At 62.9% G+C, this 15046-nt stretch carries 14 protein-coding genes; 7 read left to right on the forward strand and 7 right to left on the reverse strand.

What is annotated here, in order from left to right:
* Nucleotides 1-122: 122 nt before the first annotated feature.
* The 3 genes from htpG (at nucleotide 123) to sixA (ending at nucleotide 4224) form a co-directional block, all read left to right on the forward strand.
* Nucleotides 123-2015, forward strand: coding sequence for a molecular chaperone HtpG (gene htpG / locus A6D6_RS20300; RefSeq protein ID WP_159661710.1), 1893 nt, complete (start codon nucleotides 123-125; stop codon nucleotides 2013-2015).
* Between the two features lie 716 nt (nucleotides 2016-2731).
* Nucleotides 2732-3757, forward strand: a complete 1026-nt coding sequence (locus A6D6_RS20305; protein ID WP_133493018.1) for an NAD(P)H-dependent glycerol-3-phosphate dehydrogenase — start codon at nucleotides 2732-2734, stop codon at nucleotides 3755-3757.
* Complete coding sequence (gene sixA, locus A6D6_RS20310) at nucleotides 3754-4224, forward strand: phosphohistidine phosphatase SixA (protein ID WP_159661711.1); 471 nt, start codon at nucleotides 3754-3756, stop codon at nucleotides 4222-4224. The genes A6D6_RS20305 and sixA overlap by 4 nt, the downstream gene beginning before the upstream one ends.
* Nucleotides 4225-4459: 235 nt before the next feature.
* Here the strand turns inward: sixA and A6D6_RS20315 are convergent, their stop codons facing one another.
* Both A6D6_RS20315 and xthA read right to left on the reverse strand, forming a co-directional pair.
* Nucleotides 4460-5551: an ion transporter gene (locus A6D6_RS20315; RefSeq protein WP_133493020.1), complete on the reverse strand. Its 1092-nt coding sequence runs from the start codon at nucleotides 5549-5551 to the stop codon at nucleotides 4460-4462.
* A complete protein-coding gene (gene xthA / locus A6D6_RS20320; protein ID WP_133493021.1) occupies nucleotides 5548-6369 on the reverse strand; it encodes an exodeoxyribonuclease III in 822 nt (273 codons plus the stop codon). Before xthA ends, A6D6_RS20315 begins: the two co-directional genes overlap by 4 nt.
* A gap of 192 nt (nucleotides 6370-6561) precedes the next feature.
* On the opposite strand from xthA, the gene A6D6_RS20325 reads away from it, so the two are divergent.
* From A6D6_RS20325 to A6D6_RS20335, 3 genes are all read left to right on the forward strand, one after another.
* Nucleotides 6562-7413: an alpha/beta fold hydrolase gene (locus A6D6_RS20325; protein ID WP_133493022.1), complete on the forward strand. Its 852-nt coding sequence runs from the start codon at nucleotides 6562-6564 to the stop codon at nucleotides 7411-7413.
* Nucleotides 7382-8257, forward strand: a complete 876-nt coding sequence (locus A6D6_RS20330) for an alpha/beta fold hydrolase (protein ID WP_159661712.1) — start codon at nucleotides 7382-7384, stop codon at nucleotides 8255-8257. Before A6D6_RS20325 ends, A6D6_RS20330 begins: the two co-directional genes overlap by 32 nt.
* Before the next feature lie 311 nt (nucleotides 8258-8568).
* Entirely contained in the window at nucleotides 8569-9510 is a 942-nt protein-coding gene (locus tag A6D6_RS20335) for a metal-dependent hydrolase (RefSeq protein WP_133493024.1), read from the forward strand.
* A 173-nt stretch (nucleotides 9511-9683) separates the two neighbouring features.
* Here the strand turns inward: A6D6_RS20335 and A6D6_RS20340 are convergent, their stop codons facing one another.
* The gene (locus A6D6_RS20340) at nucleotides 9684-10880 is read right to left on the reverse strand and encodes a saccharopine dehydrogenase family protein (protein WP_159661713.1); all 1197 of its coding nucleotides are present in this window, start codon (nucleotides 10878-10880) and stop codon (nucleotides 9684-9686) included.
* 122 nt (nucleotides 10881-11002) lie between these two features.
* Here A6D6_RS20340 and A6D6_RS20345 point away from each other — a divergent pair, with 122 nt between their 5' ends.
* Complete coding sequence (locus A6D6_RS20345) at nucleotides 11003-11515, forward strand: DUF2505 domain-containing protein (RefSeq protein ID WP_133493031.1); 513 nt, start codon at nucleotides 11003-11005, stop codon at nucleotides 11513-11515.
* A gap of 216 nt (nucleotides 11516-11731) precedes the next feature.
* On the opposite strand, the gene A6D6_RS20350 is transcribed toward A6D6_RS20345, so the two are convergent.
* The 4 genes from A6D6_RS20350 to A6D6_RS20365 all read right to left on the reverse strand — a co-directional run bounded on the left by A6D6_RS20350 (nucleotide 11732) and on the right by A6D6_RS20365 (nucleotide 14882).
* A complete protein-coding gene (locus tag A6D6_RS20350) occupies nucleotides 11732-12520 on the reverse strand; it encodes an SDR family NAD(P)-dependent oxidoreductase (protein WP_133493032.1) in 789 nt (262 codons plus the stop codon).
* A 27-nt stretch (nucleotides 12521-12547) separates the two neighbouring features.
* A complete protein-coding gene (locus A6D6_RS20355) occupies nucleotides 12548-13843 on the reverse strand; it encodes a dicarboxylate/amino acid:cation symporter (RefSeq protein ID WP_022995988.1) in 1296 nt (431 codons plus the stop codon).
* A gap of 77 nt (nucleotides 13844-13920) precedes the next feature.
* Entirely contained in the window at nucleotides 13921-14433 is a 513-nt protein-coding gene (locus A6D6_RS20360) for an EVE domain-containing protein (RefSeq protein ID WP_236564193.1), read from the reverse strand.
* 35 nt (nucleotides 14434-14468) lie between these two features.
* Nucleotides 14469-14882: a hypothetical protein gene (locus A6D6_RS20365; RefSeq protein ID WP_133493033.1), complete on the reverse strand. Its 414-nt coding sequence runs from the start codon at nucleotides 14880-14882 to the stop codon at nucleotides 14469-14471.
* Nucleotides 14883-15046 lie beyond the last annotated feature (164 nt).

Raw genomic sequence — 15046 nt, forward strand, 5'->3', positions numbered from 1 at the left:
CGGCGTCCGGCGTCCGGCGTCCGGCGTCCCCAACAAACCGTGCCCCCTTGAAATCCTGGTCGCCAACCCTATTCTGCTCCTATCCCAAAACCGCACTCGACAACAAAACGGAGACCCCCTCGATGAGCAGTGACCGCGAGACCCGTGGTTTTCAGGCGGAAGTGTCCCGCCTGTTGCATCTGATGATTCACTCCCTGTACAGCAACCGGGAAATTTTCCTGCGCGAACTGGTATCCAACGCCTCGGACGCCTGTGACAAGCTGCGTTTCGCCGCTCTGGATCACCCGGAATGGCTGGAGGAAGACCCCGAGCCGGCCATTGATCTGGCGGTGGACGCCGACGCCGGCACCCTGACCATCAGCGACAACGGCATTGGCATGAACCGCGAGGAAGTGGTGGAGAACCTCGGCACCATTGCCCGCTCCGGCACCGAGAAATTCCTGGCCAGTCTCACCGGTGATCAGAAGAAGGACGCGCAACTGATCGGCCAGTTCGGCGTCGGTTTCTATTCCGCGTTTATCGTCGCCGACAAGGTCACCGTGGAAAGCCGCCGGGCCGGAGAAAGCGCGGAACAGGGGGTGCGCTGGGAAAGCGATGGTCAGGGCGAGTTCAGTGTGGAAACGCTGACGGTACCGCGCCGTGGCACCCGTATTACCCTGCATTTGCGTGACGACGCCAAGGACTTCGTCGACACCGGCAAGTTGCGCGGCATAGTACGGCAGTATTCCGACCATGTGGCCTTCCCGATCCGCATGGCGGTACCGGCCGGTGACGAGAAAGCCGGTGACGAGAAGGAGGAGGGCGCCACCGAGCTGGAAACCCTCAACTCCGCCACCGCCCTGTGGCAGCGCCCCCGTCAGGAGATCAGCGACGACGAATACAAGAGCTTCTATCGTCATGTCAGCCATGACTTCCAGGATCCGCTGACCTGGAGTCACAACCGGGTGGAAGGCAACCTGGAGTACACCAGCCTGTTGTACGTACCGCCGCGGGCGCCGTTCGATCTGTACCACCGGGAAGCCAGCCGGGGGCTCAAGCTCTATGTTCAGCGCGTGTTCATCATGGACGACGCCGAGCAGTTCCTGCCCTTGTACCTGCGTTTCATCAAAGGCGTGGTGGACGCCCCGGGGCTGCCGCTGAATGTCAGCCGTGAGTTACTGCAGGACTATGGCCCGGTGCGCAAGATCCGCGCGGCGCTGACCAAGCGGGTACTGCAAATGCTGCGCAAACTCAGCGGCGACCAGGACGCTTACGATACCTTCTGGCAGCAGTTCGGCCAGGTGCTCAAGGAAGGGATCGGCGAGGACGGCGATAACCGCGAGGCCATCGCCGGTTTGCTGCGCTTTGCTTCCTCCACCTCGCCAACGCCAGGGAGCGTGGGGCTGGATGATTACATTGAACGCGCCGGTGAGGAAAACAAGCGCATTTACTATCTGCTGGGCGACAGCCTGAGTGCCGCGCGGAACAGCCCGCACCTGGAAGTGTTCCGCAAGAAAGGCGTCGAGGTGCTGCTGCTGGCCGAGCGGGTGGACGAATGGATGATGGGCTTCCTTACCGAGTATAAGGGCCGCACCCTGGTCAACGCCGCCCGTGGTGAGCTGGACATGCCTGGAGACGACACCGACGAAGCGGAACAGCCGAAGCAGGACGCACCGGTGCTGGGCCGTCTGGGCGAAGTGCTGAACGAGCAGGTGGAAGCGGTGCGCGCCACCGCGCGGCTGGTGGAATCCCCGGCCTGTCTGGTGCTCGGCGCCGACGAACTGGGCCCGCAGATGCGCATGATGCTGGAAGCCGCCGGCCAGCCGGTGCCGGAAAGCAAGCCGATCCTGGAGGTGAACCTGTCCCATCCGTTGATGCAACGCATGGCGGAACTGGAGGACAGCGATACCTTTGCCGAACTGGCTCAACTTCTGCTGGACCAGGCGCTGCTGGCGGAAGGGCAGTTGCCGAAGGACCCGGCGGCCACCGCGCGGCGCTTGAATCAACTGCTGCAGGATCGCGCGGAGAGGGCGTGAGAAAAGAGCGCCGGACGCCGGACGCCGGACGCCGGACGCTAAAGTCAAAACCCGGGGCAGCGGGCATTGCAGGAATAAAGAATTGCCGGGAGCAATTTTTAACGTTGCTGTGCGACGGCCTGAAGGGTGACCGCCAGGGACGGCGGTCATAAAAAGGTTCTTCGCGGTTTAGCGGGAAGGGTCGCTCCGGCGGGGGGCTCCCGTATTGCCCGGTTACCTCGAAGACCTCCCTTCAGAGGTGGCTACAGCGCCGCTGTGGGAAGCTTGCTGGCAAGCGAATCGCCAACGGCTCAGGGCATTCGCGGCCAAGCGGAGCGCCGTCCGGGCCGCTTCCCACAGCGGTTTCGTGGCATGATCCGTGGGAGGCCAGCTTGCTGGCGAATTCCGGCCCTCTGGTGTTGGGATATTCGCTTGCCAGCAAGCTTCCCACAGCGGCTTCGTGGCATGATCCGTGGGAGACCGGCTTGCTGGCGAATATAGCGGCTTGATAGCCCCTTCCGTTACAGACCCGTGCCCATGATTGAAGCGCCGTGTCCCGCCAAACCGCGATGAACCAAAAAAAGCGTTTTAGTGCTTGCCAGGGCGTTGGGTCTGGTTTTGCATTATCGGCGTCCGGCGAGCACCCGATGGTGGAAAGATCCGGCCCAGGCTCTTATGATGCCGGAAATTCGCGGCTTGGGCCCTGGGCCCGCGCCGCCGGACAAAGGATGCCCTGCATGACGCAACATACGGCGGCCATTCTCGGTGGTGGCAGCTTCGGTACCGCCATGGCCAGTATCCTGGCGGAAAACGGCCACGACACCCGGCTCTGGGTACGTGATCCGGAAACCGCCGCGGCCATCAATGAGGATCGCGAGAACCCGCGCTACCTGCCAGGGCAGGCCCTGCCGGCCGGAGTGGTGGCTTCCGAGAGCCTGGAAGAGGTGCTCAAGGGCGCTGATCTGGTGTTCGTCGCGGTCCCCAGCAGCGCCTTTGTCGAGGTCCTGGGCCAGGCCCGCCACTGGGTGCCGGACGGTACCATCGTGGTCAGCTGCACCAAGGGTATCCTGGAGGATGGCTTCCTGCTGATGAGCCAGGTGTTGCAGCGGGAATGGCCGCACACCCGGGTCGGCGTGCTCAGCGGCCCGAACCTGGCACGCGAGATCGTCGAGCGCAAGTTCACCGGTACCGTTATCGCCAGTGGCGATGAGCAACTGCGCGGCACTATCCAGAAAGCCCTGAGCTGCGATTACTTCCGCGTCTACGACAACCCGGACCTGTACGGCGTGGAGCTGGGCGGGGCGCTCAAGAACATCTACGCGGTGGCGTCCGGCATGGCGGCGGCCATTGGTGTCGGCGAGAACAGCCGCAGTTTCATGCTGACCCGGGCCCTGGCGGAGATGAGCCGCTTCGCCGTGGGATTGGGCGCCAATCCGCTGACCTTCCTGGGGCTGGCCGGGGTGGGCGATCTGATCGCCACCTGTTCCTCGTCGTTGTCCCGCAATTACCGGGTTGGTTACGAGTTGGGGCAGGGCAAGTCGCTGGAGCAGGCGGTGGCGGATCTGGGACAGACCGCGGAAGGGATCAACACCATCAAGCTGGTGGCGGAGCGGGCCAGGGAGCTGCAGGTTTACATGCCACTGGCCACGGCGCTCTACGACATTATTTACGATCATCAGCCGCTGGAGACCATGGTGATACGGCTGATGAGTGGCGAACACAAACACGATGTGGAATTCAGTTTCCACGGAGCCTCGTCTTGAGAGTTTACCTGTGCCGTCATGGTGAAGCGGTGGCCAAGGCCCCCACTGACGCGGAGCGTCCGCTGACCGAAAGGGGCCGGGCGGAAGTCTTGTCCCTGTGGCAAACCTTGCGTGAGGAAGGGGTAAACGTGGGGCGGCTGGTGGCCAGCCCCTACCGGCGCGCGCAGCAGACCGCGTTGTGCATCGCGCAGGCGTTTGGCGGCATGGAGCAGGAATCCTGCGGTTACCTGGTGCCGGAGGCCCAGCCGGAGCGGTTTCTGGAATGGCTGATGCTGCAGCCCGAGCAGGAAGACCTGGTATTGGTCAGCCACATGCCCCTGGTGTCCTTGCTCACCGCCATCTGGATTGGCGAGCCGTGCTCCCGTCCGGCGTTCCGGGTCGGTTCGGTGGCGGCGCTGGATGTGGACGTGGCCGCCGCCAATGGCGCCCGCCTGCTGTGGCTGCGAGGGCCGCAACGGCCCTGCTGACAATTCGCCACCAGGCAGCTTCCCTCAGAGAAGGACTACAAAACTGCTGTGGGAAGCTGGCTTGCAAGCGAATATTGCCAACGGCAGGGAAAACAATTCGCTGCCAAGGCAGCTTCCCACAGAGAAGAGCTACGAAGCCGCTGTGGGAGCTTGCTTGCAAGCGAATATCCCAAACACCGGGAAACCGATTAAAACCCAGAGGCAGTAGCGGCCGATCAACCGGGACTCGCTTCCATTACTGCCCGGCTTTCCGTTCGCGCCTCTCACGGCGCGCTTTGCGGGCTTCTTGTCGGCGTTTCTCCTCGAGCATGCGCTCATCCGCTTCCTCGTGCTTCCAGTGCTGCACGGCGATTTGCGCCTTCACTTCCTCGAGAATATCGAGCAGAGTTTCGCGTAGCAGCGTATTCAACTGCTGCTGTTGGCCGCCGCTGGCGGTACGGATCAGGTCGTTGATCAGGTGGTCCAGCCGTTCGCGGTTGGCTGGCGCGCTGATGTCCTCCACCAACTGATCCACCAGCGCGTCCCCGGCATCACGCACGGTATCGCCAAGCAGGGCGACGGCCCGGGGACCGGCCACCGGGATCGCCGCCAGCCGGCGGCCCGCCGGGGTGCGGTTCACCGCCTCATTGGTGAGATGGCTGAGATAATCACCAAGCTGGTCCCGGTATTGATCGTGACTGCGCCGGGTGGCGTCGGCGATGCGCCCGCCGAGATAGTCCACCAGTTCGTCACGGCGTGGCAGCAGCACATCCTGTTCGATGCGATGCATCAACTGGCCGCCGCTGACGATCTCCCGCTGGGCGCCTTCCAGAATGTTGATCACCACCCGGTCGGAAATCTCCTCCACCAGGATCCGGTAATACTTGAGCACGGTGCGGCCCAGATAGGTCTCGGTGAAGTCCACCACGCCCCGCTTTTGCAGCCGGTACATGAGACTGATCACACGCAGAATCCGCAGCCAGCGGAAGCTGCCCACCGGGATGCAGCCGAGCAGATCGTACCAATGCGCGAACGGGTAAAAGAACCAGCGGTGGTAGGTGCGCCGGCCGATGGCGAAGCCCCAGCGGATCACGAATTCAGTGAGGAAAACCGCCACGAACCAAAGGTCGATCTCGAGGAAGTTGGCGTGCACGGTGTCCCGGTAGAAGCCGAAAAACGCCGGCGACAGGAATTGCAGGAACTCCTGCACGGCGGGAATGCGGAACAGCCAGTCGAACAGAATCAGCCCCAGATTGAGCAGGATCAGGCCGATCATCGCCAGATCGACCAGATAGCCCAGACTGTCCAGGTCCAGGCGCAGCCGTTTCAGGTTCAGACGCACATTCATGAGATCGGATCGAAGCGGCTCCACACCGGGCAGTGGTCGGAGGGTTTCTCCATGGCGCGGATATCGTAATCCACGCCGCTGTCCTTGAGCTTGTCGAGCAGTGGCCGGGTGGCCAGAAGAGTATCGATGCGCAGACCCCGGCGCGGATCACGATGGAAGCCCTTGGAGCGGTAATCGAACCAGGAGAACACATCGTTGGTCTCGGGGTTCAAATGGCGGAAAGTGTCCACCAGGCCCCAGTCCACCAGCCGCTGCCACCATTCACGCTCTTCCGGCAGGAAGCTGGTCTTGCCTTCGCGCAGCCAGCGCTTGCGGTTGTCCTCGCCGATGCCGATATCGAGATCGGTGGAGGAGATATTGAAATCGCCCATGATCACCAGTTGTTCGTCCGGCTTGTGTTCGTTCTCAAGATACCGTTGCAGATCCTCGTAGAACTTCTGTTTGGCCGGGAACTTGGTCGGGTGGGAGCGATTCTCGCCCTGAGGAAAATAGCCGTTCAGCACCGTCACCGGAGCGCCATCGTGATCTTGCAGACGGCCGATGATCATGCGTCTTTGCGCGTCCTCGTCATCGCCGGGAAAACCGTAGCGGATATCCGCCAACGGCTCACGGGTAATCAGGGCGACGCCGTAATGCCCCTTCTGACCAAAATAATAGGGGTGATAACCCATGTCCCGCACCGCCTGTTCAGGAAACTCGCTGTCCTGCACTTTGGTTTCCTGCAGACCGATCAGCGCCGGCTGGTACTTATTGATCACCGCTTCCAACTGATGCAGCCGGGCGCGAATACCGTTGATGTTGAAAGAAATCAGAGTCATGCCTTTTCCTCGGATCGTTACTCGGCCGCTGGCGGCCGTCGGCCATCGGGGCATTGTACACGAGCGGACCTGCGTTGCGTTGAGCGTCCGGCTGACCGAATTCGCCCCCCATGATGTCGTAATCGGTCCATGTGTTTCCCGGCCGGTGTGGCTATGATGTCCGGCTTTCCACGCTGGTTCTGAGGTTCATGCATGACGGATACCGATAACACCGGTGACGCCGGGCGTAAAACCACGCTCGCCTTCGCCCATGCCAACGGTGTGCCCGGCCACAGTTACGACACCTTCCTGGCGCCGCTGGCGGAGCACTACGATGTGCGGATTATCGAGTGTCTGGCGCACGATAAGCGCTTCCCGGTGGACGCCGACTGGAAAAGCCTGAGCCTGGAACTGGAAGCGTGGATGCGGGATCTGCCCAAGCCGCTGATTGGTCTGGGCCATTCCATGGGCTCGGTGCTGATGTTTCACGTGGCCCAGCGCCACCCGGACTGGTTCAAGGCGTTGATCATGCTGGATCCGCCCATGGCCAACGGGTTTCGCGGCGTGGTCATGCGCGGCATCAAGGCGCTGGGCCTGCAGGACCGGTTCACCCCGGCGGGCCTCAGCAAAACCCGGCTTGATCATTGGGACAACTGGGAGGATGTGGAGAGCTATTTCGGCTCCCGTGGTTTTTTCAAGGCGTTCGATCCGCGTTGTCTGCGGGATTATCTGCGGGCCGGTCTGGAACGTCACGGTGACGGCTGGCGGTTGCGCTTCCGCCCGGCCGTCGAAGTGGCGATCTTTCGGGAGGTGCCCACCGGCCTTACGCGCATGCCCCGTCTCAAGGTACCCGGAGCCCTGGTCACCGGCCAGGACTCGCCGCCGCCGTTCCATCACAGCGGCGAGCGTCACGCCCGGCGTCATCGTCTGCGCCGGCTGTTCTCGCCCGGGGGGCACATGTATCCATTGCAATACCCGGAGCGCACCGCTGAAATGGTGCGGGAACTGATTGTTGAACTGACCGGAGCCGACCATGCCCCCCATGCCGACAACAAGAACACCTGAAGAACGCCGCTTCTCCGCCTATGGGCAGACCCTGGCGGCGCTGTATTGGGACGGCGGGCATGGGGACGCGGAGGGGGAACCGATCCTGGCGCTGCACGGCTGGCTCGACAACGCCGCGTCCTATCTGCCGCTGTCCGGGTATCTGGACCGGCCCATGGTGGCGTTGGACTTCGCCGGCCATGGCCATTCCGAACACCGCCCGGCGGAGCTGGCCACCCATTATGTGGATCACGTGCGCGATGTGCTCGCCGTGGCCGACCAGATGGGCTGGGGCCGTTTCGTGTTGATGGGGCACTCCATGGGCGCTGGCGTGGCCTGCCTGTTCGCCGCCACCTTCCCGGAGCGGGTCAGCAAGCTGGTGCTGATCGAAGGGTTGGGCCCGCCCGCCACGCCGGCCAGTGACGTGGCTGGCACACTGCGCCAGGCCATCGACCAGATGCATTCGCTGCCAGAGAAGCGCAAGCCGGTCTACGCCGCCCAGGACGACGCCGTGGCGCTGCGCCGTCAGGCGCTGGGCGGGCTTGATACCGAATCCGCGCGGCTGCTGTGTGAGCGGGGACTGGTGGCGGTGGAAGGCGGCTGGACCTGGCGTACCGACATGCGTTTGCGAATTGCCTCCTCGGTTCGCTTCACCGAGGAACAGGTGGAAGGCTTTGTCCGTGCCATTGAAGCGCCGACCTTGCTGATCCTGGGGGAGAGCGGCCTCGCCGGTGAAGTGAAATTCGAACACCGCTTCGACTGGCTCCGGGACGCCCGCCGGGTCATCCTGCCGGGGCGCCACCATTTGCACATGGATACGCCCGAGCCGGTGGCGGCGGAGATCCGCGCGTTTCTGGACAATTAAACCCCCTCTGAAAAACACCCCATCATCCTGGCCTTGACCCGTACGTCACCCCGGACCAGATCCGTACGTCATCCCGGGCTTGACCCGGGATCTCCCTCTACAGGGGACATGGCCTGGTAGCCGGAGATGCCGGATCAAGTCCGGCATGACACAAGACCGGATCCGGCATGACGTTTTGCAGAGGCTCGTTAAAGCCGGGTAGGGCGATCGGGACCGGAGCCGATGGCATTTCGGTGAATCGACATTGTTGACAGTGACATTGGTCGATGTAAATTAGATTCCATCCAAGGCCTGTTCAGATGGAAGCCGACATGTCCACCGCCAAACAAAAAGCACAAGAACTGCACCGCGCGGCGGGCCATGCCCTGAAGGCCCGCCGTGTCCGCTTCGATTTTTCCGGGACGCCGCTGCACTGGCTGCCGGAAGACCCGTTTTCCTCCTACATGATCAATGGCATCCACTTGCTGCTGCCCGCCGGGGAACTGTGGTTCTGTCGCGTCTATAATCAGGCCCTGCCGCTGGTCAGCGATGATGCTTTGCGGGCCGAGGTGGAGGGCTTCATTCGCCAGGAAGCGATTCACTCCCGTGCCCACTCCGGTGCCCAGGAATATCTGCGTGGTCATGGCCTGAGTGTGGAGGAGTATGTGGCGCGGGTGGACTGGCTGTTCGGCACCTTTCTCGGTGACGCGCCGCTGGCGGTGCCGGCGCTGCGCCACTCGAGTCTGAGCCGCCACTGGCTGGTGCTGAGAGTGGGCATTATCGCCGCCATTGAGCATTTCACCGGCGTCCTCGGCCAGTGGGCCATGGACAACACCACCTGGGAGGCGCGGGGCGACGCCGCCATGGCCGACCTGTTCAAATGGCACCTGGCGGAGGAGGTCGAACACCGCACCGTGGCCTTTGATCTGTTCGATCATCTCTGCCGTACTCAACTGGGGTTCTACGTCAGCCGGCAGGCGTTGATGGCGCTGGTGTTTCCATTGTTCATTTATTTCATCTCCGAAGGCGCGCGCAGCCTGGCACGCCAGGATCCGGATCCGCGCGTGCGCCGGATCGGCCGGCTGTGGATTCCGCGACTGTTATGGCAGTTGCAACGCACCGGACGCCGCACTGGCAATGTGCCCACCTTCAGTTTTCTGGTGGTGGCCACCCTGCGCTGGGTTCACCCCGGCTTCCATCCCTTCTTTGAAGGGGACACCGAACAGGCGCTGGCGTACCTGGCGCGCTCTCCGGCCGCGCAGGCGGCGGTTTGAGTCTCTCTGGCACGCTGATTCGCTGCCAAGGCAGCTTCCCACGGGCCGAACCACGAAGCCGCTGTGGGAGCGGCCTTGGCCGCGAATACGCGACCATGCAAAAGCGTCAAGCCTCCGGCGTCTGGCGCTTTTGCACTTATGGGGCACTACTGGCTCACGGGCCCGCCATCAAGCTATCCGCTGGTCCGTTGAAGCTGCTCGAAACGGAGGCCGGCTTTGATCAGGCGCTCCAGCAACGGGTCCCCTAACGCCATCACCGGGGTGATGACACCGGTATCCTGGGGCTGGCCCGGATCCAGTGCCAGCGCCATGGCGGTTTCGGCGAGCATACAGGCGGTCTCGTCGTAGCCGGGATCGCCACCGGACACCTGGCACAGCACCTCACTGTCTCCACAGCGCCCGCGCAATCTCACCTGGAACCAGGAGCGGGCACGGGTGGCCGCGTCCGGGCCCTCGCCAGCCGGGCGGCTCCGCAGCAGCCAGCGCCGCAGCGGGCCGACTTGCGCCGCGCCGATCAGGGCGCCAACAGCGGCGGCACCGAGGCCGAGTTTGAGCGGGTTGTCGTTGGCCAGATAATGGCCGTAGCGGAATTGCGGCCCATAGCGGTCCAGCGCGCGGGCGGAGCGCAGCACCACCATCGGGTCGATGGTCGGCAGCGGCGCCAGCCAGCCCCCCAGATCCGTGTCATGTCGGGCCCGGAAAGGCAGAGTGGCGACCTGTCTCGGATAGTCCCGGCGCAGTTGCTCGTTGGCCCGGCGCAGGCTGTCTCGATTGGCGCCGGGGCGGGCGAAGGCTTCCACGGCGGAATGCCAGGTGCCGCCGGAAAACCGGGCCGAAGCGGTCAGTGCCCCTTCCACCGTTACCGGCTGGTCCAGCGGGCGGCCGTGGGCCTGGATCAGCCGGTTGATGGTGAACAGCACGCCGGCATCGTGGGGAATGGAGTCAAAGCCGCAACTGTTGACGATGGCACAGCCGGCGTCGCGGGCGGCGGCATGGTGCTCCAGCAGCAGGCGATTGACGAACTCCGGCTCGCCGGTGAGATCACAGTAGTGGGTGCCCTGGTCGATGCAGGCCCGCACCAGCGGTTCACCATGACGAACATAGGGCCCCACGGTGCTGATCAGCACCCGGGTCCTGGCGACCATGGCGGCGAGGCTGGCCTCGTCGTCACTGCTGGCGATCAGCAGGTCCGGCCGGTGACCGCGCTGTTCCAGGGCGGCGGCGATTTTTTCCAGACCATCGCGGTGCCGCCCGGCGATGGCCCAGTGGGCATTCCGGGGCAAATGGCAACTCAGGTAGCGGGCGGTGAGCCCGCCGGTGAAACCGGTGGCACCGTACAACACCAAGGCATAGGGACGTTCGTCGCTCATGCTGTGCCCGATCCTGTTCACAACGGGTATTCCAGTGTACCGTCCCCGCCGTTTCTGGCCCATCATAGAGTTCTTTGAACACAGGCTTTCTGGCCAATACGAAAAAACGTTCGGGAGATAACATGGAAATGACGGTGGAGCGCCGCTATCCGGTGGATGTGGAAACGTTGTATGCAATTCTCACCAGTAAGGCGTTTTTTGAGCAGCGTTACGCCTGGGGCAAGGTAGAGAACTATCGTTTTGATGCGTTTGAACAGACTGGTGACGGGGTGCTGATCCGCATCGTCCAGCCGATTGCCATCCGTGCCGATAAAATTCCTGGTTTCGCCCGCCGCTTTCTGCCCACCCAGGCCGATCTGACCACGGAGTTCCGTTGGCACCCCGCGCCGGAAGGCGGCTACCGCGCGGAATACCGCTTCGCCCTCGGCAATGTGCCGGTGAAAGTCAGCGGCACCATGACGCTGTTACCCGGCAGCGACGGCAGCGGCGAAGCCCGCCAGATCACTCAGGTGGCGGTGCGCTCCTCGGTGCCCTTGGTGGGCGGCAAGTTGGAGAAACTGATCGGCCAGCGTTTCGACCAGGCGCTGGAAGGGGACTATCGGCACACGCTGCGGTATATAAAAGAAAAGCAGTGAAGAGTTAATAGGGAACAGGGAAGAGTTAACAGTGAATAGTTAATAGTGAAAAGAAAGCGGCGTTGCGATGACGCAAAGGCCGTTTGCCGATCCGCAATAGTCCGCTTTTTTGTTTTTCCAATCAAAGAGGCCGCTCCCTGTCCCGGACGCGGCCTCTTTGATTTCAGTTACCGCCTTTCGTAGCACGCGCAACTATTCACTGTTCCCTATTCACTGTTAACCGCGTTTTTGCCATTTATGGAAAAAACGCATGGGATTGCGCCGTTTGCGGCGCCAGGCGCGGCGGGCTGTCGCTTGCGGGAAAATGTACAGCGGTCGTTTGGTGGCGGCGGTGAGGATATCCCGTGCCACCGTGTCGACGTCATCATCGGCACGTTGCATGGCCCGCTCCAGGCGGGCGCGGCTGAGTGGGTCAGCGCCGGTCAGCCGCAGGTGCAGGGTGCTGGGAAAGACGTCCGGGCAGGCCACGCTGACGGCGACATCGTAGTCGGTCAGTTCCGCTGCCAGCGCCTCGCTGAGGCTGATCACAGCGCCGCTGGCGGCGGCGTAGCTGCTCATGCCAGGTTGGCCGGTGATGCCGGCCAGTGCCGAGATATTGATCAGATGGCCGCTGTTCTGCCGTTTCATCATCGCCAGTGCTGCCCGGCACACATATACGGTCCCCATCACATTGGTTTGCCAGAGCTGCTGCCAACCGTGGTTACCGAGCGCTTCGAACGGGCCCGCATCGGCCACGCCGGCGTTGTTGATCACCACGTCCAGGCGCTCCCAGCGCCGCTGTATCCGTTCCATTGCCTGGCGGACCGCGCGTTCATCACTGACATCGGCATGCAGGAAGAGCACCTCACCGGTACGGCCGCGCAGAGTGTTGGCCAGGGTCTGCCCGGCCAATTCATCACGATCCAGCAGCGCCAGTCGGTAATCATCGGCGGCCACCCGGGCCAGGGCGGCGCCCAGACCGTGGGCGGCACCGGTGATCAGCATCACGGGGCGGTTCTGACTCACGGCCGGCGCTCGTGCCGGAGGTTGGATCTACACTGCATGGCGTTGGCCATCCAGTTGGCGCATGGGGGTTTGTAGCACGTTTTCCTCGCCTTCACTGCGGGCCAGCAGGACGGCGCCGACGCTGTCGCCCCACACATTCACCGCGGTGCGGCACATGTCGAGAATACGGTCGGTGACCAGAATCAAACCAATCGCCTCCGCCGGCAGGCCGATGATGCCAAGGATCACGGTGATCGCCACCAGGCTGGCGGCGGGGATGCTGGCGACGCCAATGGACGTGATCAGAGCGGTGAAGACAATGGCAAACTGCATGCCGAAGGAGAGATCCAGACCATAGGCCTGGGCGATGAAAATGGCGGCGGCGCATTCGTACAGCGCGGTGCCGTCCATGTTCACGGTGGCGCCCAGCGGCAGCACGAAACTGGCGGTGCGCTTGGAGACGCCGGAGCGTTTCTGCACGCAGTCCATGGTCAATGGCAAGGTGGCGGCGGAACTGGCCGAGGAGAATGCGGTCATCAGTGCCGGTGACATGGCCTGGAAATGGCGCCAGGGTGAGCGTTGCGCCAGCACCCGGATCAGCAGCGGCATCACCACGAAGGCATGCAGGAACAGGGCGGCGAGCACCGTGAAGAAGAACCACAGCAGCGGTTCCAGAGCGTCCAGGCCGGTGCGGGTGACGGTGGCGGCGATCAGACCGAACACGCCCAGCGGGGCGAAACGGATGATCAGCATGGTGATGCTGACCATCACTTCGTAGAACCCCTCGACCATGTTGCGCAGGGTGTCGCCCGGTGCGCCGGCCAGCGTCCGCAGGAAAAAGCCGAACAGCAGCGAGAACACGATCAGTCCCAGCATCTGGCCATCGGCGGCCGCCTGGACCAGATTGGGCGGTAACATTTGCAGCAGAATCTGAGTGAACTCGCCGGCGCCCCGGCCTTCGATTTTCTGCAGCACGTCCTGGGTGTTGGCGGCGAAGCCCAGCAGATCCCGGGCTGGCTCGCCGTCGATGATGCCTGGCGTGGTGATATTCACCAGCAACAAACCGATTAGAATGGCGATCAGGCTGGTGCTCATATAGAACAGCACTGTCTTGGCGCCCAGCCGGCCGAGGTTCTTGCCCTGGCCGACGTTGACCAGACCGCTGATGATGGCGGTGGTGATCAAGGGGACCACCAGCATCTTCAAGGCATTGATGAACAAAGTGCCGATCAGGTCATAGGCTTCGATAACGGCGATGCCCAGAATTCGGGTATCTTCACTGGTCACCCAGCCCGCCAGCCCGCCCAGAATCATGGCGAGAAAAATCTGGTGATGCAGTTTCATGGAGTGCCCCACTGCGTTGTTATTCTTACCCAGCATACCGGAGGAAACGATGGTGAGTGAAACCGCCTCTCGCCGGGTCAGGCCGCGCCGGAGGCGGATCGCGGCTCATCGATTCCGCACAGCGCCAGAATCTGCTGGTACTGACGATCCGTTATCTGCTGGATCGACAGCCGTGGGCGGGTCACCAGCTCCATGTCGGCGAACTCCGCGTGATCCCGGATGGTCGCCAGGGAGAGCGGTTCGGGAAAGTGGCGATGGTAACGCACGTCCACCTGATACCAGCGAGGCTCACCGGCGTGGCCGGCGGTGAACTGGGTGGGATCCGGATAGGCGTTGGACACCACTTCCGCCTCGCCAACGATGGCCGGCACCTTGCAACTGGAATGGTAGATCAGAACGCGATCACCGTTGCTTACCTCATCGCGCAACCGGTTGCGCGCCTGGTAGTTGCGCACGCCATCCCAGCCGGAGGTACCGTCAGGGGCGGCTCGCAAGTCGTTCAGACTAAAGGTGTCGGGTTCGGTTTTGAATAACCAGATGCGCATGGCTTCCTCATCAGTGTCCGCGAAGAAAAGGGCAGGCATGATCATTATGGACCACCGCCACGCCTTGCCCTTTTTCTTTACTACCTGCCTTTGGCACCAGCGGCAAGGGGGCGGTCCGTTTCGTCGGGAGGAAGCTCGTTGAGCAGACGGGTTCTGGCCTGCTCGAACGATAACGCCGTGGTGACGGTAAAAGCCGGCTTATTGAGTGTCAGCATCATGTGCGCGAAGGTCCGATTGAGCGCGCCTTCCAGCACGATGACCTTGTGCGCGGTGATCCGCGCGAACTCGTGGCCGCAGGCAAAGCGCGCGGCACGCATGTCGAGACTGCCGATGTTGCCTTGGTAGATGACTCGCTGGGGCTGGTCGCCATGCGCATGAAACAGCGCCAGTCGCTGACGGTAGATGCGCCACTGCACCGCCGGGTCCACATCGAGGCCGTCGGGTAGCTCGACCAGAGTCAGGGGGCCGTCCTGGCGGACGGTAAGGGAGGGCATGGGATTATTGCATCCTGCTTATTTTGGTTAACCTGATGAGAGTGGCGTAGATGGGCGCGGAAAATCAATCCGGTGAAAGTGCTATTAGGGGCCAGACGCCGGACGCTAAAGTCAAAACCCGGGGCCGTACTACGGGCACGGGTCTGTAACGGAAGGGGCTACCA

Origin of the sequence: Alcanivorax xiamenensis, assembly GCF_009846745.1 — a bacterium.
Lineage (GTDB): Bacteria > Pseudomonadota > Gammaproteobacteria > Pseudomonadales > Alcanivoracaceae > Alloalcanivorax > Alloalcanivorax xiamenensis.